The sequence below is a fragment of the Youngimonas ophiurae (nom. illeg.) genome, from assembly GCF_049803795.1.
In the GTDB taxonomy this organism is placed as follows: domain Bacteria; phylum Pseudomonadota; class Alphaproteobacteria; order Rhodobacterales; family Rhodobacteraceae; genus Thalassobius.
In genome coordinates this window covers 187,873-208,690 of the sequence record NZ_JBNAGJ010000003.1, presented here as the reverse complement: position 1 = coordinate 208,690, position 20,818 = coordinate 187,873, and the positions used below count along the sequence as shown (strand labels likewise).

Below are 20,818 nucleotides of genomic sequence, written 5' to 3'. Positions count from 1 at the left end.
TAGATCAATCTCTTGGGTATAAGCTGCCCCAGGAATGCAGCGCGTTGACCACCGGCGCCAGAGCGGTGCCCTTGTCCGTCAGACTGTATTCCACGCGCGGCGGGACAACGGCAAATACCTTGCGTGTGACGATGCCATCGGCCTCCAGTTCTCGTAATTGTTTGGTCAGGCTGCGCTGTGTCACCGAGCCCACACGCCGTGACAATTCGTTGAACCGCAAGGTCTGGGACATCAAATGATAGATCACCAAGCCCTTCCACTTGCCGGCGATCTGTTCCAGTGCCGCTTCGACCGGGCACCCCGAATTGCAGCCGCTTCCATCGAACCGTTTGGCCAATTTTACAGTATCCATTTAGACCCTATAGGCAAAAACATTGCGTACTTGTGTTTTTGTAGGCGCTTTTCAATATCGAACGCAAGCCGGACATGCGCGGAAATCGCGCCCGGCGAACTTGGTTATGGAAGGAACAGACAATGAAAGCCGTTGGATATTACGAAAGCCTGCCCAGCGATGCCCCGAATGCTCTGGTCGATCTTGATTTGCCCAGGCCGACGGCGCAGGGCCGCGATATTCTGGTGCAGATCCATGCGGTCTCGGTGAATCCGGTGGACACGAAGATCCGTCGCAATCGCCCCGCCACAGCAGACAAGCCCGAAGTGCTGGGATGGGATGCCGCCGGAGTGGTGGTAGAGATCGGCCCCGAGGTCACGCTCTGCCGCCCTGGGGACCGGGTTTGGTATGCCGGCGATATTTCACGCCCCGGAACCAACAGCGAATTTCACCTGGTGGACGAACGCATCGTCGGGCAGATGCCGGACACGCTTGATTTCGCGGCGGCGGCGGCCTTGCCTTTGACCTCGCTCACCGCCTACGAGATGCTGTTTGACCGGCTCAAAGTCGATATGCCGGTGCCCGGTGGCGCAAATGCCATCGTGATTATCGGAGGCGCCGGAGGGGTTGGCTCGATCGCTATTCAACTGCTGCGCGCGCTGACCGACCTGACCGTGATCGCCACGGCCTCGCGGGAGGAAACGAAATCCTGGGTCAAAGAGCTGGGCGCGCAGCATGTTATTGATCACTCAGCGCCGCTGGCCAATCAGGTGGCGCAGCTTGGGATCGGGGCTCCGTCTTTTGTGTTTTCCACCACCCAATCGGAAACCTATATTCAGGATGTCGCCGCGCTGATCGCGCCTCAGGGGCGCTATGGGCTGATCGACGATCCCGCGCATTTCAACATCATGCCGTTCAAGGGCAAAAGCGTCTCTGTCCATTGGGAACTGATGTACACGCGGTCAATGTTCCAGACTGCGGACATCGAGCGCCAAAGCGCAATCCTGAACGAGGTTGCCGCGCTGGTGGACAGCGGCAAAATTCGCACGACAGTTGCAGAGACGCCGGGGATGATCACCGCGGAAAATCTGCGCGCGGCCCATCGGCGGCTGGAAAGCGGGCAAACCAAGGGTAAGCTCACGCTGGCCGGTTTTCCGGATTAAAGGCCGGCCGGCGCGCGGTTAGCGATATACCCTGCCGTTGCGCCTGCCCCAATCGGTGTACAGATCGGCCATAATTGTCCGGAACTGGCTTTCTGCTACCTGCGTCGGGGGCACATCCCCCCGGTCACCGAACACACAGACCGTATCGCCGATCTGAATGTCGCCCAACCCGGTCACATCGGCAACGATTGCATTCATGGAAACCTTGCCCACGATCGGCGCTGGCTTGTCCCCTGCCACCAACACCTGGCTGTGCTGCGCCAGCCGTCTGAAGCCGTTTTCATAGCCAATTGCGATACAGGCCAAACGAGAGTCGCGCTCAAGCCGATACTCTCGGTCATATCCGACGGTTGCGCCCCTGGGATAGTCTTGCAGCCCGACAATCCGCGCGTGCAGATCCATCGTTGTGGCAAACCCCAGTTCGGGCTTCAGAATGCCATACAGGATAGCCCCGCAGCGGTACATATCGGTTTCGATCTGTGCATCCGAGATCAGCGTCAGCGAGCTGCCGGCATGGATCTGCACATCCGCACGGCGCAGATCGCTATTGTCGAAAACCCAGTTCAGCTGGCTTTGAAAAAGCCGGTTGGACCCGTGCAGCTCCTCCAGATCATTGGATGGAAAATGCGTACAAATCCCGCCGATATGCGCCCCAAGCGTTTCCAGAATTTCGCGGCACACGGTCTGTCCTGCCTGTGTCGAAATCTCAAGCGCGTCTCGCGACATGCCCAGCGCGTTCAGCGGCAGGTGCACCCCCGCAGTGTACTGCCCGGCCCTGATATGGGCCGCAATATGCCGCGCCGCCAGCAACGAGGCGGCCTGCTCTTCGACGCGATCCTCCAGGGCGTCCTCCATTTCCTGAGGCGAGGCAGCCCTGAGCCGGATAACCGTGCCATCGAACCCGGCCTGACGCACGGCTCGGGCCTCGGCGTTGGTTGTGATGCCGATACAGGTGACCTCTTGCTCTTGGACCAGCGGCACGACCTGCTGAATGCCATGCCCGTAGGCATCCGCCTTCAGCACCGCGCAGAACTGCCTGCCGCGGGGCACAAGCCCCAGGGCAAGCTCAAGGTTTTTCGAAATCCGGTCACGGTAGATCGTACACCACGAAGCAGGGCAGGATTCCAACATGTCTATCCCCGCGCAAGCCCCAGAAGATCCTCAAGGATTCCGCAAAACAAATCTGTCACAACCGGCAGCAGCGCATCGGGAAAGTCATAGTCGGGATTGTGAAGCTGCGGATGATGCTCTCCGGAGCCGATATAGAGCAGCGCCGCCCTGGCACCATCATCTGCGAACCGCCCGAAATCTTCGGACCACCGCATCGGCACGGGCATGTCGCGCGAGACCAGCCCCAGCCGATCTGCCGCCCGTTTTGCGATTTCCGTTGCGGTCTCGTCATTCACCACCGCCCGGAAAACATCGTGCCAGTGGATCTCGGTTCTCAGGGTGCCGGCATGGCGTTCGACAAGATCCAGCGCCTTGGCGATCATGGCATCCATGCGCGTATTCGTCATCGTGCGCAAAGTGACGCGCATCTCGGCCTCGGCCGGGAATATACCGAATGTGGGGGCGCCCAGGCGCACATGCGTCAGCGTGCTCAGGGAAAATGCCTCATCTGCGATGGTTCCCTGGCTAAGGGCGGGCAGGGCTTTCATCAGATGCGCAAGCGCGTTGGCAGGGGACAGGCCGTCCTCGGGGGCGGCCGCGTGCGAGCTTTTGCCCTCGAACAGGATCTGCATCCCGCGCGAGGCACAGTTTCCGGGCCCCCGGCGCAGGCCGATCTCGCCCAGCGGACGGCCCGGAACATTGTGATAGGCAAAGGCATAATCCGGGCGGAGTTCCGGCCAACGTGAATCCGCGATCACCGCTTTGGCCCCTGCCCCGGTTTCCTCGGCGGGCTGAAAGAGCAAAATGACCCGCCCGCAGGCCGGACGCCGCTCCGCCAGATACATCGCAACCCCAAGCACCGAGGCCATATGCCCGTCGTGGCCGCACAGGTGCCCGGCTCCGTCGATCTGGGATCGGTAGGGCAGGTCTGAAAGCTCGCGGATCGGCAACCCGTCCAGTTCACAGCGCAGCAACACGGTGGGACCGGGCGTCGCCCCCGTAAATTCGGCTGCGACACCATGACCGCCCAGGCCGCGCCAGATCCGGTCTGCGCCCAGAGCCGTCAATTCCGCAGCGATGCGTTCGGCGGTTCCGGCCTCCTGCCCTGAAATTTCCGGGTGGCGGTGCAGCATGTGGCGCAACGCTGTCAGCTGCGCAATCTGTTCGGATGAAAGCTCAGGCACAATCCGTTCCTCAGAAAATTTCGAACAAACCGGCGGCACCTTGTCCGCCGCCGACACACATCGAAACCACGCCCCATTTCGCCCCGCGCCTGCGCCCTTCAAGCAGAAGATGCCCTGCCATACGCGCACCGGACATGCCATAGGGGTGGCCAATGGAAATCGCGCCGCCGTTTACGTTCAGCCGGTCGTCAGGAATCTCCAGCGCATCGCGGCAATACAGCAATTGCGCGGCAAAGGCCTCGTTGATTTCCCACAGATCAATATCTTCGATCCGCAGACCGGCACGCTGAAGCAGCCGGGGAATTGCCTTCACCGGCCCAATGCCCATTTCCGCAGGCGCGACCCCGGCAACGGCGAAACCGCGCATCGCCCCCAAAGCGCCCAGCCCCCGCCGCCGGGCCTCGTCCGCCGCCATGACGACAAGCGCGGCCGCCCCGTCGGACAATTGGCTGGCATTGCCCGCGGTCACGGTTTTGCCCGCGCCCCGCACGGCAGGCAGCTCTGCCAGAGCCTGCGCCGTGGTGCCCGGCCGGTTGCATTCGTCCCGGTCCAGCGTCACCGCCTGTTCGTAGGTTTGCTGCGTGGCCTTGTCTGTCACCAGCCGGTTCGCCGTCACCGGCACGATCTCATCGGCAAAGATCCCCGCCTTTTGAGCGCGCGCCGTGCGTTCCTGGCTTTGCAGCGCATACGCATCCTGCGCCGCGCGGCTGACGCCATAGCGTTCGGCCACCACTTCGGCAGTATCCAGCATGGGCAGGTAGTATTCCTTGCGCACGGCCGGATCGACATAGCGGGCCCCGTTCCACTGCGCATTTTGCACCAATGAGATGCTCTCAAGCCCGCCGGCCAGCACCACATCCACGGATTCGCAACGCACCATATGCCCCGCCATGGCCAAGGCATTCAGCCCCGAAGCGCATTGACGATCCACTGTTGCGCCGGCCACGCTGTCCGCCAGCCCCGCAGCCTGCGCAATGTGGCGCGCGACATTCACACCCGAGGTTCCCTGCGTCAGGGCAGAACCGAAAATGGCTTCTTCGACATCCGCGCCGCCGATGCCCGCCCGCGCCAAAGCCGCGCGCACCGCCGGAGCCGCAAGGCTTGGGGCTGTCAGATTGTTGAACGCACCGCGATAGGCCTTGCCAATCGGTGTGCGCGCTGTCGAGACGATAACCGCATCACGCATTCGAATGTCCTCAGATAACTTCTGTGCCGCACCAATCCGCAATGAAAAGCGCGGTGGTTTTGGTGACGCGGCGGATGCTTTCAAGATCCACGCGTTCGTTGAAACCGTGGATCGCTTCGGCCTTTGGGCCATAAACCAGCGCAGGCGTGCCCGCATACAGGCCAAAGAAACGCGCATCGGTGGTGGCGGTGATTGCCTCGCGCTTCAGGGTTGCGTCCGAAATCGCGCTATGGGCTTTCTCCAGCGCCGAAATCGCCTGCTGCGCCCTGTCCGAGCCATCCTGCGACAGCGCGTAACCTTCGGCGTGGAAACCGTGGTAAACGATCCGGGGCGGGGAATGGCGCAGGAAATCGTTCTGTTGCGCAGCTTCAAGGATGGTCTTTTCGATCTCGGCTTTGGCTGCGTCGATCGACTGTCCGGGGAAGATCGCCATGCGCACGTCAAAGGTGCTCCAGGCGGGCACCGAGCTGGTCCAGTCGCCGCCCTCGATTTTGCCGACGTTCAGGTTCAGCGCATGATCCATATGGGCGTAATCCGCATGGCGGTTTTCCCTGGCGTTCCAGCGGAGCTCCATTTCGTGCAGGGCTTTTACCAGGGGAAACGCCGCCTCAATCGCATTGGCCCCGCTACCGGCATAGGCCACATGCGTGGGCCGGCCTTTCAGATGCACCTGAAACCAGATCACGCCCAGCTGCGCCGAAACCAGATTCTCGGAAAACGGCTCGGGGATCAGAACCGCATCGGCGCGATACCCGCGGGCCAGGCAGGCAAGCGCCCCGTTCCCGGTGCATTCTTCCTCGACCACGGACTGATAATGCACATCCGCCGCCGGCGCATACCCACAGGCGCGCAAGGCATCCAACGCAAACAGGTTTGACACAAGCCCGGCCTTCATGTCTCCGCCGCCGCGCCCATAAAGCCAGCCATCCCTGACCTGCGGATCGAACGGAGGGCTGTCCCACATATCAAGCGGCCCGGCCGGGACCACATCAATATGCCCGTTCAGGATCAGCGAACGCCCCTGGCCAGAGGTGCTGCGATGGGTGGCAACCACGTTGACCGCATCCTCATAGGGCCCCAGGACGGGGGAAAACCCAGGCAGGTGCTGAATGTCTTCGATGCGGATTTGCCAGCGGTCCAGCTGATAGCCGCGCGCGGATAGCTCTGCGGCCATGAAATCCTGCGCGGATTGTTCGTTGCCCCGTGTGGACGGGTGCGCCGTCAACTCCGAGAGGAAAGCGATTTGCTGATCGAAAGCCGCATCCACGGCATCGCACAGGCGGGTTTTCAGATCGTCCGACACGGGGCTCTACCTTTCAGAAATATTGCAGATCATCGGCCACAAGAAGCGGCGCGTCGGTGGCTTCGATCACGTCCTGCGCACAAAGCCCCTTGGCGATTTCGCGCAGCACGAACCCCTGCGGCGTGACATCGACCACGGCCATATCCGTGAACACCCGCGCAACGCAGCCTCTGGCCGTAAGCGGCAGGCTGCACTCGGCCTTGAGCTTGGGATTGCCCTGCCGATCGGTATGAGTCGTCAGGACCACCACGCGCCGCGCCTTCTGCGCCAGTTCGATACCGCCGCCCACACCGGGGCTGAATTTGCCCGGAATTTTCCAATTGGCCAGATCGCCCCCGGCGCTGACCTCAAAGGCGCCCAGCATGGTCAGATCCAGCCGCCCCGAGCGCACCATGGCAAAGCTGGTAGCACTGTCAAAAAACGCCGATCCCGGCACGGTGGACACATAGGCCCCGCCCGCATCAATCAGGTTTCGATCCGCCCGATCCGGGGCCAGTCTGGGCCCGATGCCCGTCAAACCGTTTTCAGTATGCAGGCACACGGCACAGTCAGGCGCAAGGTATTCCACCACTTTGGTGGGCAGGCCAATTCCCAGATTGACCACCATGCCCGGCGCGATTTCACCTGCGGCGCGGGCAATCATTCGTTCTCTAGCGTTGGACAACGGCGTATTCCTTGCTCAGGGCACCCAATTCGGCGAGATGATCGACAAACACGCCGGCAGTGTGCACCTGGTTGGCATCCAGCCCCCCCAGAGGCAGCACGGTTTCGGCCTCGGCAATCACCCGATCGGCCGCCATGGCCATCAGCGGGTTGAAGTTCTGCGCGGTGGCCACATAGGCCAGATTGCCAAAATAATCCGCACGCTCCGCATGGATCAGCGCGACATCCGCGCGCAAAGCGGTTTCCACCACATGCGTTTTGCCATTGATCTGGACCGTCTGCTTGCCGTCGCTCAGTTCAGTGCCGATACCGATGTCACTCAGCACGCCGCCAAGCCCCGCGCCCCCTGCGCGGATGCGCTCGGCCAGGATGCCTTGGGCGTTGAACTCCACTTCCAGCGCGCCGCTGTTCATCAGGCCAATCGCATGAGTGTTCAGCCCCAGATGCGTGGTAATCAACCGCGCCACCTGACCGCTTTGCAACAGGTGGTCGATGCCCATGTCGGGCTCGTTGGCGTCGTTTTTCACCACTGTCAGATTACCGGCCCCATGCGCCACCAGCGCGTGGATCAGTGCCATCGGTGTGCCGGGCACGCCAAAGCCCCCCACCATGACCGTATCGCCATCCTTGATCAGCGAGACAGCCTGCGCCATCCCACAGCGTTTATCGGGTAGTTTCACGCGGCTTCCTCCTGCACCGGCAGGCCGGTCTGTTGGGCGAAAGCATCCAGAGCCTCTCGCAGGATGGCCATTATCTCTGCAATCTGTTCGGCCGTGATGATCAAAGGCGGCGCGATCAGGAAATGATCCCCTGCCGTGCCCCCGCGCGTGCGACGGGAATAAATGATCAGCCCCCGTTCATACGCCAGCTCGACCAGCCGCGCATAGGCATCCATTTCTGGCGGCAAAGGCGCCATCGTATCGCGATCCGCGACGAACTCGAACGCCGTCAGAAGCCCCTTGCCCCGGACATCCCCGATAAAGGGATAGCGGTCCATCAACGCGCGCAGCTGCGCCAGCAAGACCTCTCCCATACAGGCTGCGTTTTCGATCAGGCCGTGGTCTTCCATCTCTTCCAGCACGGCCAGACCGGCCGCGCAGGCCAGCGGATTCCCCGCATAGGTAAAGCCATGCAGAAACCCGCCCGCATCCAGAACCGGCTCGACCAGCCGCGCGCCGGCGATGATGGCCCCCAGCGGCGCATAGCCCGCCCCGAACCCTTTGGACATGGCCACGATATCGGGCGTTATACCCCAATGTTCCGCGGCCAGAAACTTACCCGTCCGGCCCGCGCCGGTCATGACCTCATCGTAGATCAGCAGAACGCCGAACTCGTCACAGATTTCACGCACCCGGCCATAATAGCTGTCCGGAGCCACAAGCGCCCCGGTCGAGGCACCGCCCACGGGCTCCATCAGAAAGGCCAGCACATTTTCCGGCCCTTCGGCAAGGATCTTGTCCCGCAGCAGCTCGGCATATTTCAGGCCCCGCTGCTCTTCGCTCAGGTTATCGCGATCCAGATAGGTGGCAGGGGCCGTGATCTTGGGCATACCTTCCATCATGGGCGCGAACGGTTCACGCAGCGGATCGTAGCCCGTCAGATCCAAAGCCCCAAGAGTGCAGCCATGATAAGACGGAAAGCGGGAAATCACCTTGTGGCGGCTGCCCTGCCCCTGGGTCAGCGCATATTGGCGCGCCAGTTTCACCGCGCTTTCCACGGCTTCGGAGCCGCCGGACACAAAGAACACGCGATCCAGCCCCGCCGGAGTCATTGCAACGGTTTTCGCGGCCAGATCCTCTGACGGGTGGGTACGGAAATGCAGGCGGTAGCCAAAAGTGGCCTTATCCATCTGCGCCTTGATCTTATTCAGAACCGTCCGGTTGGAATGGCCGATGTTGGACACCATCGCCCCTGACGATCCGTCAATATAGCGTTTGCCGCTTTCATCATACAGGTAGATGCCCTCGCCATGGCTAAGAAACGGGCGCGGGGTGCGGCTTTGGTAAAAGAGAAAGGAATCTTCGCTCACGACGCACCTTCGATATGTTTGCGTAGAAATTCGCGGGTTCTTTCCTGGGTCGGGTTTTTAAAGATCACCTCGGGCGGGCCCTCTTCGACGACAACGCCCTTGTCCATGAACAGCACACGGTCACAGACAGACGCCGCGAAATCCATTTCATGAGTGACGATGATCATGGTCATGTTTTCTTCGGCCAGCCGTTTCATGACCTGGTTGACCTCTTCCACCAGTTCCGGATCAAGGGCCGAGGTCGCTTCGTCAAACAGCATCAGCTTGGGTTTCATCGCCAGAGCGCGCGCAATCGCGACCCGCTGTTTTTGGCCCCCCGACAATTGCGAGGGATAGTAATCTATCCGCTCCAACATGCCGACATGATCCAGCTGCTGCCTGGCCAGTTCGTTGGCCTCGTCCGCGCTGAGACCTTTCAGCAGCATCGGCGCCATGGTCACGTTTTCCCGCACGGTCATATGCGGAAACAGGTTGAAATGCTGGAACACCATCCCGACATGCTGGCGCATCTCATTGATATGCTTTTCATATTTCCGGTGCGGCAGCGTCTTGTTCACCTGTACGCCATCCAGCCAGATTTCGCCTCCTGTCAGCGGGTCCAGATCGTTGATCGCGCGCAATAGCGTGGATTTCCCAGACCCAGAAGAGCCGATAATCCCCACGATCTGCCCGCGTTCGACGGTCAGGCTGATGTCCTTGAGAACCTCAAGCTTGCCAAAGGATTTCTGGGCGTGACGGATTTCGACGAAATGTTGTTGGTCGCTCATGATGGCCTCTTGTGTCAGCGCGAAATGGAAATGCGGCGTTCGACTTTGCGCTGCACCCATTCCATGGCCAGGTTGATTGTGTAGTAGATCGCCGCAGCCAGCAGATAGAATTCAAACGGCCGATATGTCTTGCCGATGGCGCGTTGGGCCGACAGGGTCAGTTCGCTGACGCCGATGACGGACACCAGCGCGCTGTCCTTCAGCAGGGCGATCATGTTGTTGCTGATGGGCGGGATGACGTCGCGCACGGCCTGCGGCACCACGACTTTGCGCAGGGCCTGTCCGCGGCTTAGCCCCAGGGTGCGGGCGGCCTCCATCTGGCCTTTGTCAACGGCCAGAATGGCGGTCTGGATCAGCTCGGAGTTATAGACCGCGAAATGAAGCCCCAGACCGATCACACCGGCCACAAAAGCGGGCAGATCGACGCCGATCTGGACCAGACCGAAATAGATCAGGAATAACTGCAACAGCAGCGGCGTGCCCATGAACACCCATTCGATCAGACGAAACGGCTGGCGCACGATCCAGGGCGCATATAGCGCGACAACCGCAAAGAAAACCCCGCCGATGAAGCTAAGCGCCGCGGCCGCGACGGTGATGCCGACGGTCCATAGCGCGCCCAGCAGCACCACATCCATGTATTTGGGAATAATAGAGAAATCGAGACCCATGTGACTATCTTTCCCGGTTAGGTGATCTGGACTTTACGGTCCAGCCAGGCAACGCCCCGGCCAGTCGCGTAGATGATGATCATGTAGAGAATCCCCGCCAGCAGGAACATCTCGAAGGGTTTGTAGGTTGAACCGATGTAGCGTTGCGCCGTGTAGGTCAGCTCGATCACCGAAATCGCCGCCACCAAAGCCGTGGCTTTGATCAGCATGTTCAGGTTCACGCCAAGCGGGCGCACCATCAGGCGCGCGGCCTGCGGCAGGATCACTTTGTACATGGCCTGCCACTGGCTGAGCCCCAACGTCCGGGCGGCCTCGCGTTGTCCTTTGTCGATGGACACGATCGCCCCGCGGATGGTCTCTGTCATATAGGCACCGGCATTGAAGCCCAGACCGATCACCCCGGCCTGAAACGCGTCCAGCTGAATGCCTATCTGCGGCCCTCCGAAATACAGGATAAACAGCTGGATCAGCGCCGGAGTGCCACGAATAAGGCTGACATACGCCGCTCCGACAAAGCGCAGTGCCCGAAAACGGGACAAGCGCGCTGCGGCCCCCAGCCCCCCGCAGATCAGGCCAAGGATGGCCGTCAATAATGACAAAAGAATTGTGACCCAGGCCGCTTCCAGAAAAAACGGAAAAACCTTCTGCATCAGTTCGAAGTCCATGCTTCGCCCTTTGTATAACGTCCGCGATCCCGGTGCAGATGACAGGCGGCAGCACGCATTTGACGCGTCAGATGCCCGGCCCCGCCAGTCTGGCACTGGTTCGATGAATGCCCTCTTCGATTAAAAAGAGGGCATTCTTGACCAGAAACCATCAGCGAATATCGGCGCCGATCCATTCCTTGGCGATGGCAACATATGTTCCGTCGTCCATCATTGACTGAAGCGCCGCCTGCATTTGTGCGGCCAACTGCGGATTGCCTTCGCGGATCGCGATACCTGCGCCGAACGGTTCGGTGGTCGGATCGCCGAACATTTCAAACTCCTGGCCTTTTTCGGTCATGGCCAGAATCGCCGCGATCGAATCGTTCACGATGGCATCGACACGCCCGTTTTCCAGTTCCAGCAGAAGCTCGGGCAGGCCCTTGTAGGTCTTGACGTCATAGCCTTTTTCCCGCGCCCAGTCCTCGTGGGTTTCCCCCAGGGTCAGGCCAACCTTTTTACCTTCGAGATCTTCCAGGCTGGAAATACCAGAGCCCGGCTTGGTGAAGATGGCCCGCTTGTCCGAATAATACGGCCCCACGAAATCAACGACTTCGTCGCGCTCTGCCGTGATCGTCATGGACCCGACGATTGCGTCGTATTTGTTGGCCAGCAGCCCGCCGATGATCCCGTCCCAGGCCGTGGTGACGATTTCCGCCTCCAGCCCCATGCGTTTGGCGATTTCGGTGCCGATGGCCGGATCGAACCCGACAACCTGGTTTGCGTCATTCACGAAGTTGAACGGAGGATAAGCGCCGGACATGGCGATGCGGATCACGCCTTTGTCTTTCAGGGTGTCCAGTTCCTCGGCGGTGGCGGTGCTCATGCCAAAGATGGCAAGGCCCGCTGCGGCAACAGCGGATTTCAGGACGGTACGTCGCAAGGTCATAAATGTGTCTCCTGTTGAAAGAAATGCCGGGGCTTTTCTGCCCGATCACTCAAGGCGGGCGGCCCCGCTTTGAGTGAGCTTGCACGACTCGCAAATATCGTGCAAATAAATATTAGCTACCTTGAACATAGATAAAACCTATGAGCCTTCCGCATCAACAGCGCTTTCCCTGGAATCTCGACTGGAACCTGCTGCGCACCTTCATGGTCGTGGTCGAGCAACGCGGCATTTCTAAAGCGGCCGACTTTCTGGGGCTGAAACAGCCCACCGTTTCGGCGGCTTTGAAACGCCTAGAGCAAACCACCGGCAAGACGCTGGTCATCCGCAAGCCGAACGAATTTACCATCACGCGCTCGGGCCAGGCGCTTTACACGGAATGCGCCAAGATTTTCGGCACCGTTTCGCAGCTGCCCTCGCTGCTTGACTCGGACAACACCGAATTGCGGGGGCATCTTTCGATTGCCATCACCAGTTCCGTCATCTCCAATCATTTCGAGGATTTCCTGCATCTGTTCTCCTCCGAGCACCCGCAGGTTACCTATTCCTTTACCGTGTACGAAAGCGAAGATGTCGAGACCATGATCGCGCAGAACCGGGCGAGTTTCGGCATTTGTCTGCTGTCCACAATGCCGCAGAACCTGAAAACCATGGTGCTGTATCGTGAATTTTTTGGGCTGTATTGCGGGGCGCGTCATCCATTGTTTCATGCCCAGACAATCGCCCCCGAAGATCTGGTCGGCGAGCCCTTTGTCGCCTTCCAGACCGAAGCAGAGGGCGGCCCGCTAGAGGCCATTTCGCGCCTTCGCGCCCGTGTGGGCCTGGCCAATACCTGGCGTGGGGTGTCGTCCAGTCTGAATGAAATCCGGCGCATGATAATGGCCAATATCGGGGTTGGAGCATTGCCGCTGCATGTTGCCAAACATGATGTGGCCGCCGGGCACATTCGCCAATTGCCGCCCTATGATGCGCTGCCGATGGTGAACATCTACCTGATCACCAATCCAGCGCGTCGCCAGTCCGATGCTGAAACGGCCTTCTTATCCGCCTGCGAGGCCTGGATTGCAGAAATCGACATCGAGACACGCACCTATGGCGCAGAATAGCGCCCCCCTTCACCCGCTGGCTGAGCCGGGCCAAGCGGATGGGCTTGCGCCAGAATTGCGCCGATGAATGCCGCGCCCTCCTGGGTCAGATGTAACCCGTCATAAGAAATCAACGCCCCGTTTTCGGTGAAAATCGGGCAGCCCTGCGCGCAGACCGTGCCCAGAATATCCACGAACGCCCCGGCCGGCAGCTGGGCCTGCAAAGCCCGGTTAACCTGCCGCACCTCATCCGAGGGCACCCGGCGCAGCTGTGCGGCCTGCGCGGGGTCCACGTCCAGCAGCGCGCGCCGGTTCAGCTCGAATTCCTTAGGGCCGATGACCAGCAGACGTTGATCGGCTGGCAGGTTCATCGCGCGCAGGCTTTGCGGCAACAGCGCGGCGGCCCAGCCGGTCCAGCGCGCCGACAGCACCAGAACATCCGCCTGCCGCATGGTCTGCACCTGCGCGGGGCTGAGCGCCCGCTGCTCGCACATCCGGCGATCCTGCGGCGCGATATGAAGGCGTGTCTGCGCGGCCGGCTGCCCAAAGTGAATCTGGCACCGCGCCGGGACATAAATCGCCGTGACCGCATGATCGCGCAACAGATCGGACTCGGCCAGAATATTAAAGAAATCCTGGCTGAAGCTGTCTCCGACCAGAACAAGATTGGGCCGGCTGTCCGACAGAGGCCGCCCCCGCACGCCATCATACCCGGCTGTCACATAGCGCGCATAGGTCTTGGGCGGTTCGGTGATCCAGGCTCTTTGCGGTGCGGGGAATCTGCCCGGCAGGCCGTGGCTGACAATCAAAGCGCCGCCCAGAACCGCCATCGCCACAAGCCCCGCCCCCGACGCGCCGAATACCTGCCCGCGCGTCAGAAACCCGCCCCGGCGGAAGGGGCGTTCAACAAAGGCCCAGCTGCCCCAGGCCAGCAGCAGCGCCAGCCCCGACAGCCCCAGCATCTCTGCCAGCGGCGGGTGCATATCCGCATCCAGCATCCGGGCAAAGGCAAACAGCGGCTGATGCCACAGATAGGCCGAATAGCTGATCAGCCCGATCCCGACGATCCAGCGCAGCGACAACACGCGCCCTGCCCAGTTCTCGGCCCGTGCGCCGTACAGAACGGCCAGCGTCCCCAGAACCGGCACCAGCGTCCACAGCGACGGAAACGGCGTGGCCGCGGAATACAGCAGAACCGATGCTCCGATCGCGCCAAGGCCGATCAAGGCCAGCAAACCGGGCAATCCACCCGCCGGCGCAGGGCGGCGCATCATCCACAGCGCCAGCAGCGATCCGGCCAGAAGCTCCCACGCGCGGGTCGGCAGCAGATAGAAACTGGCCCCCGGCATCCGCCCGGTCAGCAGCTGTGCCAGAACCAGCGACACCAGAAACCCGGCGGCCAGAACCGCGCCAACTGTGCGCCGGTGCACTCTTCCCCAGAGCCCGGCCATGATCAGCGGTATGAACAGATAGAACTGCTCTTCGACAGACAGGCTCCAGGTGTGGAGCAGCGGGTTCAGCTCGGCCGCTGCCGCGAAATAGCCGCTCTGCCGCCAGAACACGATATTCGAGAAAAACCCAGCAACGCCGCCCAGCCCCTGCCCGAACGCCTGCAACTGATAGGGCAGCATCAACACCAAAGCCGCAACGCTGGTCGCTGCAACCACACAGAACAGCGCCGGCAGGATGCGCCGGGCGCGTCTTTCGTAAAACCGCAGAACCGAGAATTGCCCCCGCTCCAGCTCCTCGGCGATGATGCGGGTGATCAGAAACCCCGAAATCACAAAGAAAACGTCAACCCCGACAAAACCGCCCGAAAACAGATCAAGCCCCGCGTGGAACAGGATCACAGGCAGCACCGCCACCGCGCGTAAGCCGTCGATTTCCTTGCGGTAGTGCATCGTGTCCGTGAGATCCCTGCCTGATCGTGTCTCTTGCCTGCCTGAATGCGGGACAGGCCCGTCTGGCGCAAGGGGGAATTCAGGGGCCGTGGGCCTGTCCGGAACGCGGGCGGGCTTGGCCGTCTGAAAACTGTCCCTTCTGTGCAAAACAGGCTACACCCACGCAGACGGAAACGTGTTCGGGGGCCCTATGTCAGGTCAGATGCAGAAATTCTCGGTTTCGGCCGACAGCCGGGTGCTGACACCCGATGTGCCGGGCCTGGCCATCCTGCGCGCTGCTCTGGCCAGCGGGGCGGCGATACACGCACGCCAGAGCGGCCCCGACCCAATCGCGCCGGACGTCTGCGCCCCCCCATGGCTGACCTGTGAAACCTCGGGCAGCAGCGGCCCCCCCAAGGTCATCCGCCGCAGCCCTGCCTCGTGGATTGCCAGCTTCAAAGTCATGCAAAATCGGTTCGCCATCGGCCCCGGCGATACCTATCTGACCTTTGGCAGCCTGGGCCATTCCCTGCCGCTCTATGCGGTGATCGAGGCCAGCCACCTGGGGGCCGACATCGCTCTTTGCCCCAACCCCGCGCGCGCGGATATGACAGATGGGGCGGACGAGCATCTGCCCACCGTCATTTACGCCACCCCGACGCAGCTGCGGCTTTATCTGGCTCATCAGTCGCCCGGCGCAAAATTGCGGTGGGTCTTCGCCGGCGGAGGCAAGCTGGACACAGCCACCCGCCAGCTGCTGCAAAACCGCGCTCCGCAGGCGCAAGTCGTTGAATTCTTTGGCGCAAGCGAGACCAGCTTTATCACCCTAAGCGATCACGACACGCCCCAGGGCTCGGTTGGGCGGGCCTATCCGGGGGTGGATCTGCGGATCGGGCCGGGGGGGCTGCCCCCCCATAAGACAGCCGAGCTTTGGGTGCGCAGCCCCTATCTGTTTCAGGGCTATGCGTCGGGCGGATCAGGCGATACCGAATGGCGCGACGGCTACCTGAGCATCGGCGAGCTGGGCTATCTGGACAGCGCGGGGCACCTGTTCCTGCGCGGCCGCAAAAACCGCATGTTCACCGTCGCCGACAAGAATGTCTTCCCCGAAGAGATCGAGGCCACAATCGCGCGGTTTGCGGGCGTCCGGCATTGCGCGGTCGTGCCGCGCTCTGATGCGCAGCGCGGCCATGTGGCGATCTGTTTCCTTGAGGCGCGGGGCCCGCTGGACCTGGCCAGGTTGCGCCAGCTGTGCCGCACGGCGCACGGGGCCCATTCGGTGCCCCGAGAATTCCGGATCTTGCCTGAAATCCCGCTGCTGGCGGCGGGCAAACCGGATCTGACCGCCCTGACCCGCCTGTCGGAGACCCCCGCATGAGCGCAAGCTACATCCTGGCCGCGCGGCGCAGCCCCATAGTTCCGCGCAACGGGGCCTTTGCCGAACTGGCCCTGCACGATCTGGCCGCGCCTGTGATTTTGGCAGCGCTACAGGACGCCGGGATTGCCCCGCGAAAAGTGGACGAGCTGATCCTGTCCAATGCTCTGGGCGCGGGCGGCAACCCTGCGCGCAGCGCGGCTCTGGCCACCGGGCTGCGCCCCGAAGTGGCCGGCCTGTCCGTGGACCGGCAATGTGTCGGCGGGCTGGACGCCTTGATTCTGGCCGATGCGATGATCCGCAGCGGCCTGCATGAAATCGTCGTTGCCGGCGGGGCCGAGAGCTACTCGCGCCGCCCCCTGCGATACCGCACCTTTGCCGATGGCCGCCCGCCCCAGCCCTACGATCAGGCCCCCTTTACCCCCTGGCCCGAACGCGACCCCGACATGGCCGAGGCGGCGGATCGGCTGGCAGGGCTGCACGGGATTTCAAGGGATGCGCAGGACGCCTGGGCCATGCGCAGCCACAGCGACGCGCGCGCCGCCCAGCCGCCCGGCATTGCCCCCCCCGGCGTTGTCCCGATCCACGGCCAGACCCAAGACCCGTTTCCCCGCACTCTCAGCCCGCGCCTTTGCGCCAAAGCGCCGGTGGTGCATGGCTCTGTCACTGCGGCGAACATGGCCGTGGCGGCGGACGGCGCGGCCTTTGCCATCGTCGTTTCCGAGCGGATCGCGCAGGCCTATGGCGGCGGCGCGCAAATCGTGGGCCGCGCCACGCTGGGCGGCGATCCCGCCCTGCCCGGCCTGGCCCCTGTGGCCGCGATCAAGGCCGCTCTGGCCCAGGCTGACTGCCAGGCGGACGCGCTGCAAACCGCTGAAATCATGGAGGCTTTCGCCGTTCAGGCCCTGCTGTGCCAACGCCAGTCAGGGATCGACCGCGCGATCCTGAATCCCTATGGCGGCGGATTGGCGCGCGGCCATCCGATCGGAGCCTCGGGGGCCGTCCTGGCCGTCAATCTGTTTCACAGGCTTCAAAAGACGCCGGGATTGGGACTGGCCGCCATCGCAGCGGCAGGCGGTCTGGGCACGGCGCTGTTGCTGCGCACGGATGCGCCCTAATCGAAACCCCGGAAGCTGGTGAATGCGTCCAGCCCGGCCCGCTCGGTGCGAAACTGATTGACCGCTGCGCTCTGGTCCGGCACCCCTACGGCCACGCCGCAGACAACCAGTTCCTGTTCAGGCAATTGCAGCGCGCGATGCGCCACCTGCGCGTAATTCGCGATGGCACCGATGCCGGTGGCCCCCAGCCCCTCGTTTTCGACCGCCAGCAACAAGGACATCAGCGCCATGCCCAGATCCATGAAACATCCTTTGCCCATGTTTCGGTCAATCGTCACCACAATCCCGACCGGAGCCCCGAAAAACGCATAGTTCCGGGCAAATTGCGCCCGGCGTCCGGCCACATCCCGGCGCGCGATCCCCAGCGCCTGATACAGCGCATATCCCGCGCGTCTTTGGCGGTCTTTCAGATCGGCGGGCATGGGTTTGGGGAAATAGGAATATTCCAGATCAATCGGCGCGCCGGCCTGATCCGCCGCCTGCAACTGCCCGATCAGCGCCTTCAGAGGCTGCCCAGTCAACACATGGAAGCTGCCCGGTTGCAGGTTGGCCCCGCTGGGCGCGCGGCGGGCCGCTGTGCAGATACGCTCGAGCGTTTCGCGCGCCACCGGATCGGACGTATAGGCCCGGACCGAATGCCTGCGCGCCATCATTTTGGAAAAATCGGTCGGGTGATCCATCGGCTGGCCTCGTCTGTCATCGCTGCGGTTCCGTCATAAAGCATCCGCGGGGATGGCCGCAATCTGCCCCTGCCATTGGCGCCCGGCCCCGGTTTTGTAAAAAATGATCCGATTGGGCGCGCGTGCCGTACCCCTACCAACACCGGAGTACAGGAGACGCAGATGACTCAGATCGTCCTATTGTATGTGATCACCGCCGTGGTCTTTCTTGGGCTGGACATGATCGGCATCCGCGTGCTGATCCGCCCGATTTTTGACCGCCATATCGGAGACCTTCTGGCCGCGCCGCTTCGGCTGGGGCCGGCGGCGGTGTTCTATCTGTTTTATGTGGCCGGGCTGTTGTGGTTTGTCTCGGCCCCGGCGCTGAAGGACAGCGCGCCGTTGCAGGCCCTGCTGGGCGGCGCAATCCTGGGGGCGCTGTGCTATGGCACCTATGAATTCACCAACTATGCCACGCTGGGGCGCTGGTCACCGGAGCAAGTCATCGCGGACACGTTGTGGGGCACCTTCCTGACCGGCGTGTCGGCCTGGGCCGGTGTGGCGGCGCTGTCGGGCCGGCTCGCCTAGGGCCGCCTAAGACGACAGCCGCGCCGTCAGCCGCAAGGACAGCCCATAGGGCAATGCGCGCAGCAGTTTCATCGCTCGGGTGAACCGCTTGGGATAGTGGATTTCGAACCCCCGCCCCTGCATTCCGCGCAATGTCTGCTGCGCGGCCTCTTCGGCGGTGATGATCGCGGGCATGTCAAAGCGGTTGCGATCCGTCAGCCGAGAGCGCACAAACCCCGGACAGACCAGACGCACATCCACACGCGGGGCCAGCTCGATCCGCAGGGTTTCGGCCAGATTGTTGACGGCGGCCTTGGTGGCAGAATAGGCCTGCCCGCCCGGCAGCCCGATATAGCCCGCAACCGAGCCGAACAGCACCAGTTGCCCGCCATGTTTCAACAAGGGCGGGGCCAGGCGGGCCACCTCGAATGTGCCCAGCAGGTTCACCTGCACAAGGGCCCGCGTGCGCACCCGATCCAGATCGGCCACACGCCCCGGATCATAGAGCGCAGCCGTGCAGATCACCGCATCCAGGCTGTTTTCAGGGATCAGACGAGCCGCCGCATCCAGCGTTTCGGGCTGTCCCAGATCCAGCGGCAGAACCCGCGCGCCGGGACAGTCCCGCGCCAGGGTTTCCAAAGCCTGCGCGTCTCGTGCCGACACGGTCAGCTGCGCGCCTTGCGCGGACAAAGCCCGCGCCAGAGCCGCGCCAATCCCGGCACTGGCCCCGATGATCCAGACGTTTTTACCGGCGAATGACATCTGCTCAGATCCGGAAAATCGGCTGCAAAATCCGCGGAATCATCGCATGGAACCGCAACGGCGCATCGGTGGCGGCCAGCACCACGCAGGGGCCATCCAGATCGGCGGTGGGCTGGTGGTCTACCTCCTCATGGGCGTATTCCACATCGCCCACATCGAAATGCCCCGCCCCATCCGAGAACCCGCCCTGTAGCACCAAAGTCAGCTCTAGCCCGCGATGGCCATGTTCGGGCACCGCGCGGCCGGGCGGGATATACAGCAGCCTGAGCGAGCCCTGCGCATCCGCTGACAATATCTGCTGACGGATACCGCCGCCCAGCATCCGCCATTTGGGGGGCTGGCCGTGCAGGGCCTCCATCACCGGAGCGGGGAAGATGCCGGACCGGCGCGCGCTTGTCTGTCGGGGGCGGGGGGCATCCAGCGCGGCCAGCATCCGCGCGCGCGCGCCCGCTGACAGGGCGGCGGGTTCCAGCCGGTCCATCAGCGCACCGCCCAGCATTTCAGCCGCACCGGCACGGGCCCGGCAGTCATCGCACATCGACAGATGCGCGGCCACCACCACGGCAAAGGCATGGGGCAAGGCCCCCGCCGCATAGGCGTCGATCAGATGATCGGGGATATGATAGGTGATCGGGCTCATGGCTCTCTGAGGTCTTTCAGCTCGCGCCGCAGCTTTTCCAGGCCAAGGCGAATGCGGGATTTGATGGTGCCCAGCGGCAGGCCCGTCTGCTGGCTGATCTGACTGTGCGGCAGATCGTGCAAGAAGGCCTGCTCCAGCACCGCGCCCTGTTCGGGGGTCAGCCGCGACAGAGCCTTGCGCAGATGGGCGGCCTCTTGCTCCAGCGCCAGAATCTGCGCGGCGTCCGGGTCTTCGCTGGCCGGTTCATAAATATCATCGGGCGCGGGCGGCGGCGCGCGGCGAAACAGGTCAATCTGCCGGTTGCGCGCAATGCGGTAAATCCAGGCCGAGGCCTCGGCCCGGTGCGGATCGAACTGCCCGGCCTTGTGCCAGACCGACAGCATCACATCCTGCACCACATCCTCGGCCGAGCCATCGCGCAGCCCGCCCTTGATCAGCATCGCCTTCAGGCGCGGGGCGAAATGATCGAACAGATGGCCAAAGGCCACCCGATCGCGGTGATCGCGCACTGCCAGCAGCCATTCGGTGCTATCCGAGAAACGCTGCGGCGTCGGAGGGGGGCTGTCTTGCATCTGTCCGATCAAACCCTGCGACGGCTCGGCGCTCAAGGGGGCATTTTCCCTCTGCGCGGCCTGAGCATTGATATGTTCCTCGAATGACATACCAGGTTTACGGGGGGAACCGGCCCCTGGATCACCCCGAACAAAAATAAATGAATTTGCCCGCCAGGTGATC

Annotated in this window: 22 protein-coding genes; 5 read left to right on the top strand and 17 right to left on the bottom strand. The window is 62.5% G+C overall.

What is annotated here, in order from left to right; all coding sequences use genetic code 11:
• Positions 1 to 4: 4 nt before the first annotated feature.
• On the bottom strand, positions 5 to 352 hold the full coding sequence (locus ACP15O_RS08760; RefSeq protein ID WP_425095698.1) for a winged helix-turn-helix transcriptional regulator: 348 nt from the start codon (positions 350 to 352) through the stop codon (positions 5 to 7).
• Between the two features lie 122 nt (positions 353 to 474).
• Here ACP15O_RS08760 and ACP15O_RS08755 point away from each other — a divergent pair, with 122 nt between their 5' ends.
• A complete protein-coding gene (locus ACP15O_RS08755; RefSeq protein WP_425095697.1) occupies positions 475 to 1,494 on the top strand; it encodes a zinc-binding alcohol dehydrogenase family protein in 1,020 nt (339 codons plus the stop codon).
• 18 nt (positions 1,495 to 1,512) lie between these two features.
• Here ACP15O_RS08755 and ACP15O_RS08750 read toward each other — a convergent pair whose 3' ends face one another.
• From ACP15O_RS08750 to ACP15O_RS08700, 11 genes are all read right to left on the bottom strand, one after another.
• Positions 1,513 to 2,625 carry an alanine racemase gene (locus ACP15O_RS08750; protein WP_425095696.1) on the bottom strand — a complete coding sequence of 371 codons (1,113 nt, stop codon included), beginning with the start codon at positions 2,623 to 2,625 and terminating at the stop codon, positions 1,513 to 1,515.
• Positions 2,626 to 2,627: 2 nt separating this feature from the next.
• On the bottom strand, positions 2,628 to 3,788 hold the full coding sequence (locus ACP15O_RS08745) for an amidohydrolase (RefSeq protein WP_425095695.1): 1,161 nt from the start codon (positions 3,786 to 3,788) through the stop codon (positions 2,628 to 2,630).
• A 10-nt stretch (positions 3,789 to 3,798) separates the two neighbouring features.
• Positions 3,799 to 4,974, bottom strand: coding sequence for a thiolase family protein (locus ACP15O_RS08740; RefSeq protein WP_425095694.1), 1,176 nt, complete (start codon positions 4,972 to 4,974; stop codon positions 3,799 to 3,801).
• Positions 4,975 to 4,984: 10 nt separating this feature from the next.
• Positions 4,985 to 6,277 carry an ArgE/DapE family deacylase gene (locus tag ACP15O_RS08735; protein WP_425095693.1) on the bottom strand — a complete coding sequence of 431 codons (1,293 nt, stop codon included), beginning with the start codon at positions 6,275 to 6,277 and terminating at the stop codon, positions 4,985 to 4,987.
• Positions 6,278 to 6,290: 13 nt separating this feature from the next.
• The gene (locus ACP15O_RS08730) at positions 6,291 to 6,941 is read right to left on the bottom strand and encodes a 3-oxoacid CoA-transferase subunit B (protein ID WP_425095692.1); all 651 of its coding nucleotides are present in this window, start codon (positions 6,939 to 6,941) and stop codon (positions 6,291 to 6,293) included.
• Positions 6,928 to 7,620: a CoA transferase subunit A gene (locus ACP15O_RS08725; RefSeq protein ID WP_425095691.1), complete on the bottom strand. Its 693-nt coding sequence runs from the start codon at positions 7,618 to 7,620 to the stop codon at positions 6,928 to 6,930. The genes ACP15O_RS08730 and ACP15O_RS08725 overlap by 14 nt, the downstream gene beginning before the upstream one ends.
• Positions 7,617 to 8,969: an aminotransferase family protein gene (locus ACP15O_RS08720; RefSeq protein WP_425095690.1), complete on the bottom strand. Its 1,353-nt coding sequence runs from the start codon at positions 8,967 to 8,969 to the stop codon at positions 7,617 to 7,619. The genes ACP15O_RS08725 and ACP15O_RS08720 overlap by 4 nt, the downstream gene beginning before the upstream one ends.
• Positions 8,966 to 9,736: an amino acid ABC transporter ATP-binding protein gene (locus tag ACP15O_RS08715; protein ID WP_425095689.1), complete on the bottom strand. Its 771-nt coding sequence runs from the start codon at positions 9,734 to 9,736 to the stop codon at positions 8,966 to 8,968. The genes ACP15O_RS08720 and ACP15O_RS08715 overlap by 4 nt, the downstream gene beginning before the upstream one ends.
• 14 nt (positions 9,737 to 9,750) lie before the next feature.
• Entirely contained in the window at positions 9,751 to 10,407 is a 657-nt protein-coding gene (locus ACP15O_RS08710; RefSeq protein WP_425095688.1) for an amino acid ABC transporter permease, read from the bottom strand.
• 17 nt (positions 10,408 to 10,424) lie between these two features.
• Positions 10,425 to 11,072 carry an amino acid ABC transporter permease gene (locus tag ACP15O_RS08705; RefSeq protein ID WP_425095687.1) on the bottom strand — a complete coding sequence of 216 codons (648 nt, stop codon included), beginning with the start codon at positions 11,070 to 11,072 and terminating at the stop codon, positions 10,425 to 10,427.
• 151 nt (positions 11,073 to 11,223) lie between these two features.
• The gene (locus ACP15O_RS08700) at positions 11,224 to 12,000 is read right to left on the bottom strand and encodes a transporter substrate-binding domain-containing protein (protein WP_425095686.1); all 777 of its coding nucleotides are present in this window, start codon (positions 11,998 to 12,000) and stop codon (positions 11,224 to 11,226) included.
• Between the two features lie 140 nt (positions 12,001 to 12,140).
• Between ACP15O_RS08700 and ACP15O_RS08695 the strand changes: the two genes are divergently transcribed.
• Positions 12,141 to 13,103, top strand: a complete 963-nt coding sequence (locus tag ACP15O_RS08695) for a LysR family transcriptional regulator (RefSeq protein ID WP_425095685.1) — start codon at positions 12,141 to 12,143, stop codon at positions 13,101 to 13,103.
• Here the strand turns inward: ACP15O_RS08695 and ACP15O_RS08690 are convergent.
• Complete coding sequence (locus tag ACP15O_RS08690; protein WP_425095684.1) at positions 13,088 to 14,983, bottom strand: acyltransferase family protein; 1,896 nt, start codon at positions 14,981 to 14,983, stop codon at positions 13,088 to 13,090. The genes ACP15O_RS08695 and ACP15O_RS08690 overlap by 16 nt on opposite strands.
• Before the next feature lie 190 nt (positions 14,984 to 15,173).
• On the opposite strand from ACP15O_RS08690, the gene ACP15O_RS08685 reads away from it, so the two are divergent.
• Both ACP15O_RS08685 and ACP15O_RS08680 read left to right on the top strand, forming a co-directional pair.
• Positions 15,174 to 16,340: an ANL family adenylate-forming protein gene (locus tag ACP15O_RS08685; RefSeq protein ID WP_425095683.1), complete on the top strand. Its 1,167-nt coding sequence runs from the start codon at positions 15,174 to 15,176 to the stop codon at positions 16,338 to 16,340.
• Positions 16,337 to 17,455: a thiolase family protein gene (locus ACP15O_RS08680; protein ID WP_425095682.1), complete on the top strand. Its 1,119-nt coding sequence runs from the start codon at positions 16,337 to 16,339 to the stop codon at positions 17,453 to 17,455. The genes ACP15O_RS08685 and ACP15O_RS08680 overlap by 4 nt, the downstream gene beginning before the upstream one ends.
• Here ACP15O_RS08680 and ACP15O_RS08675 read toward each other — a convergent pair.
• Positions 17,452 to 18,135 (bottom strand): nitroreductase, encoded by a 684-nt coding sequence (locus tag ACP15O_RS08675; RefSeq protein WP_425095681.1) that lies wholly within the window; start codon positions 18,133 to 18,135, stop codon positions 17,452 to 17,454. The genes ACP15O_RS08680 and ACP15O_RS08675 overlap by 4 nt on opposite strands.
• A gap of 162 nt (positions 18,136 to 18,297) precedes the next feature.
• Between ACP15O_RS08675 and ACP15O_RS08670 the strand changes: the two genes are divergently transcribed.
• Positions 18,298 to 18,702, top strand: a complete 405-nt coding sequence (locus ACP15O_RS08670) for a DUF2177 family protein (protein WP_425095680.1) — start codon at positions 18,298 to 18,300, stop codon at positions 18,700 to 18,702.
• 6 nt (positions 18,703 to 18,708) lie between these two features.
• On the opposite strand, the gene ACP15O_RS08665 is transcribed toward ACP15O_RS08670, so the two are convergent.
• The 3 genes from ACP15O_RS08665 to ACP15O_RS08655 are packed head-to-tail and all read right to left on the bottom strand — an operon-like array spanning position 18,709 to position 20,655.
• Complete coding sequence (locus tag ACP15O_RS08665) at positions 18,709 to 19,443, bottom strand: SDR family NAD(P)-dependent oxidoreductase (RefSeq protein WP_425095679.1); 735 nt, start codon at positions 19,441 to 19,443, stop codon at positions 18,709 to 18,711.
• Between the two features lie 4 nt (positions 19,444 to 19,447).
• Positions 19,448 to 20,083 (bottom strand): ChrR family anti-sigma-E factor, encoded by a 636-nt coding sequence (locus ACP15O_RS08660; protein WP_425095678.1) that lies wholly within the window; start codon positions 20,081 to 20,083, stop codon positions 19,448 to 19,450.
• Entirely contained in the window at positions 20,080 to 20,655 is a 576-nt protein-coding gene (locus ACP15O_RS08655; RefSeq protein WP_425095677.1) for a sigma-70 family RNA polymerase sigma factor, read from the bottom strand. Before ACP15O_RS08655 ends, ACP15O_RS08660 begins: the two co-directional genes overlap by 4 nt.
• Between the last annotated feature and the right edge of the window lie 163 nt (positions 20,656 to 20,818).

Excerpts from the sequence above, each read along its gene's own strand:
- ACP15O_RS08680 (WP_425095682.1), top strand. The coding sequence starts at position 16,337 with ATGAGCGCAAGCTACATCCTGGCCGCGCGGCGCAGCCCCATAGTTCCG.
- ACP15O_RS08760 (WP_425095698.1), bottom strand. The coding sequence starts at position 352 with ATGGATACTGTAAAATTGGCCAAACGGTTCGATGGAAGCGGCTGCAAT.
- ACP15O_RS08655 (WP_425095677.1), bottom strand. The coding sequence starts at position 20,655 with ATGCAAGACAGCCCCCCTCCGACGCCGCAGCGTTTCTCGGATAGCACC.
- ACP15O_RS08710 (WP_425095688.1), bottom strand. The coding sequence starts at position 10,407 with ATGGGTCTCGATTTCTCTATTATTCCCAAATACATGGATGTGGTGCTG.
- ACP15O_RS08705 (WP_425095687.1), bottom strand. The coding sequence starts at position 11,072 with ATGGACTTCGAACTGATGCAGAAGGTTTTTCCGTTTTTTCTGGAAGCG.
- ACP15O_RS08715 (WP_425095689.1), bottom strand. The coding sequence starts at position 9,736 with ATGAGCGACCAACAACATTTCGTCGAAATCCGTCACGCCCAGAAATCC.
- ACP15O_RS08740 (WP_425095694.1), bottom strand. The coding sequence starts at position 4,974 with ATGCGTGATGCGGTTATCGTCTCGACAGCGCGCACACCGATTGGCAAG.
- ACP15O_RS08700 (WP_425095686.1), bottom strand. The coding sequence starts at position 12,000 with ATGACCTTGCGACGTACCGTCCTGAAATCCGCTGTTGCCGCAGCGGGC.
- ACP15O_RS08665 (WP_425095679.1), bottom strand. The coding sequence starts at position 19,443 with ATGTCATTCGCCGGTAAAAACGTCTGGATCATCGGGGCCAGTGCCGGG.
- ACP15O_RS08660 (WP_425095678.1), bottom strand. The coding sequence starts at position 20,083 with ATGAGCCCGATCACCTATCATATCCCCGATCATCTGATCGACGCCTAT.
- ACP15O_RS08685 (WP_425095683.1), top strand. The coding sequence starts at position 15,174 with ATGTCAGGTCAGATGCAGAAATTCTCGGTTTCGGCCGACAGCCGGGTG.
- ACP15O_RS08670 (WP_425095680.1), top strand. The coding sequence starts at position 18,298 with ATGACTCAGATCGTCCTATTGTATGTGATCACCGCCGTGGTCTTTCTT.
- ACP15O_RS08755 (WP_425095697.1), top strand. The coding sequence starts at position 475 with ATGAAAGCCGTTGGATATTACGAAAGCCTGCCCAGCGATGCCCCGAAT.
- ACP15O_RS08690 (WP_425095684.1), bottom strand. The coding sequence starts at position 14,983 with ATGCACTACCGCAAGGAAATCGACGGCTTACGCGCGGTGGCGGTGCTG.
- ACP15O_RS08675 (WP_425095681.1), bottom strand. The coding sequence starts at position 18,135 with ATGGATCACCCGACCGATTTTTCCAAAATGATGGCGCGCAGGCATTCG.
- ACP15O_RS08695 (WP_425095685.1), top strand. The coding sequence starts at position 12,141 with ATGAGCCTTCCGCATCAACAGCGCTTTCCCTGGAATCTCGACTGGAAC.
- ACP15O_RS08750 (WP_425095696.1), bottom strand. The coding sequence starts at position 2,625 with ATGTTGGAATCCTGCCCTGCTTCGTGGTGTACGATCTACCGTGACCGG.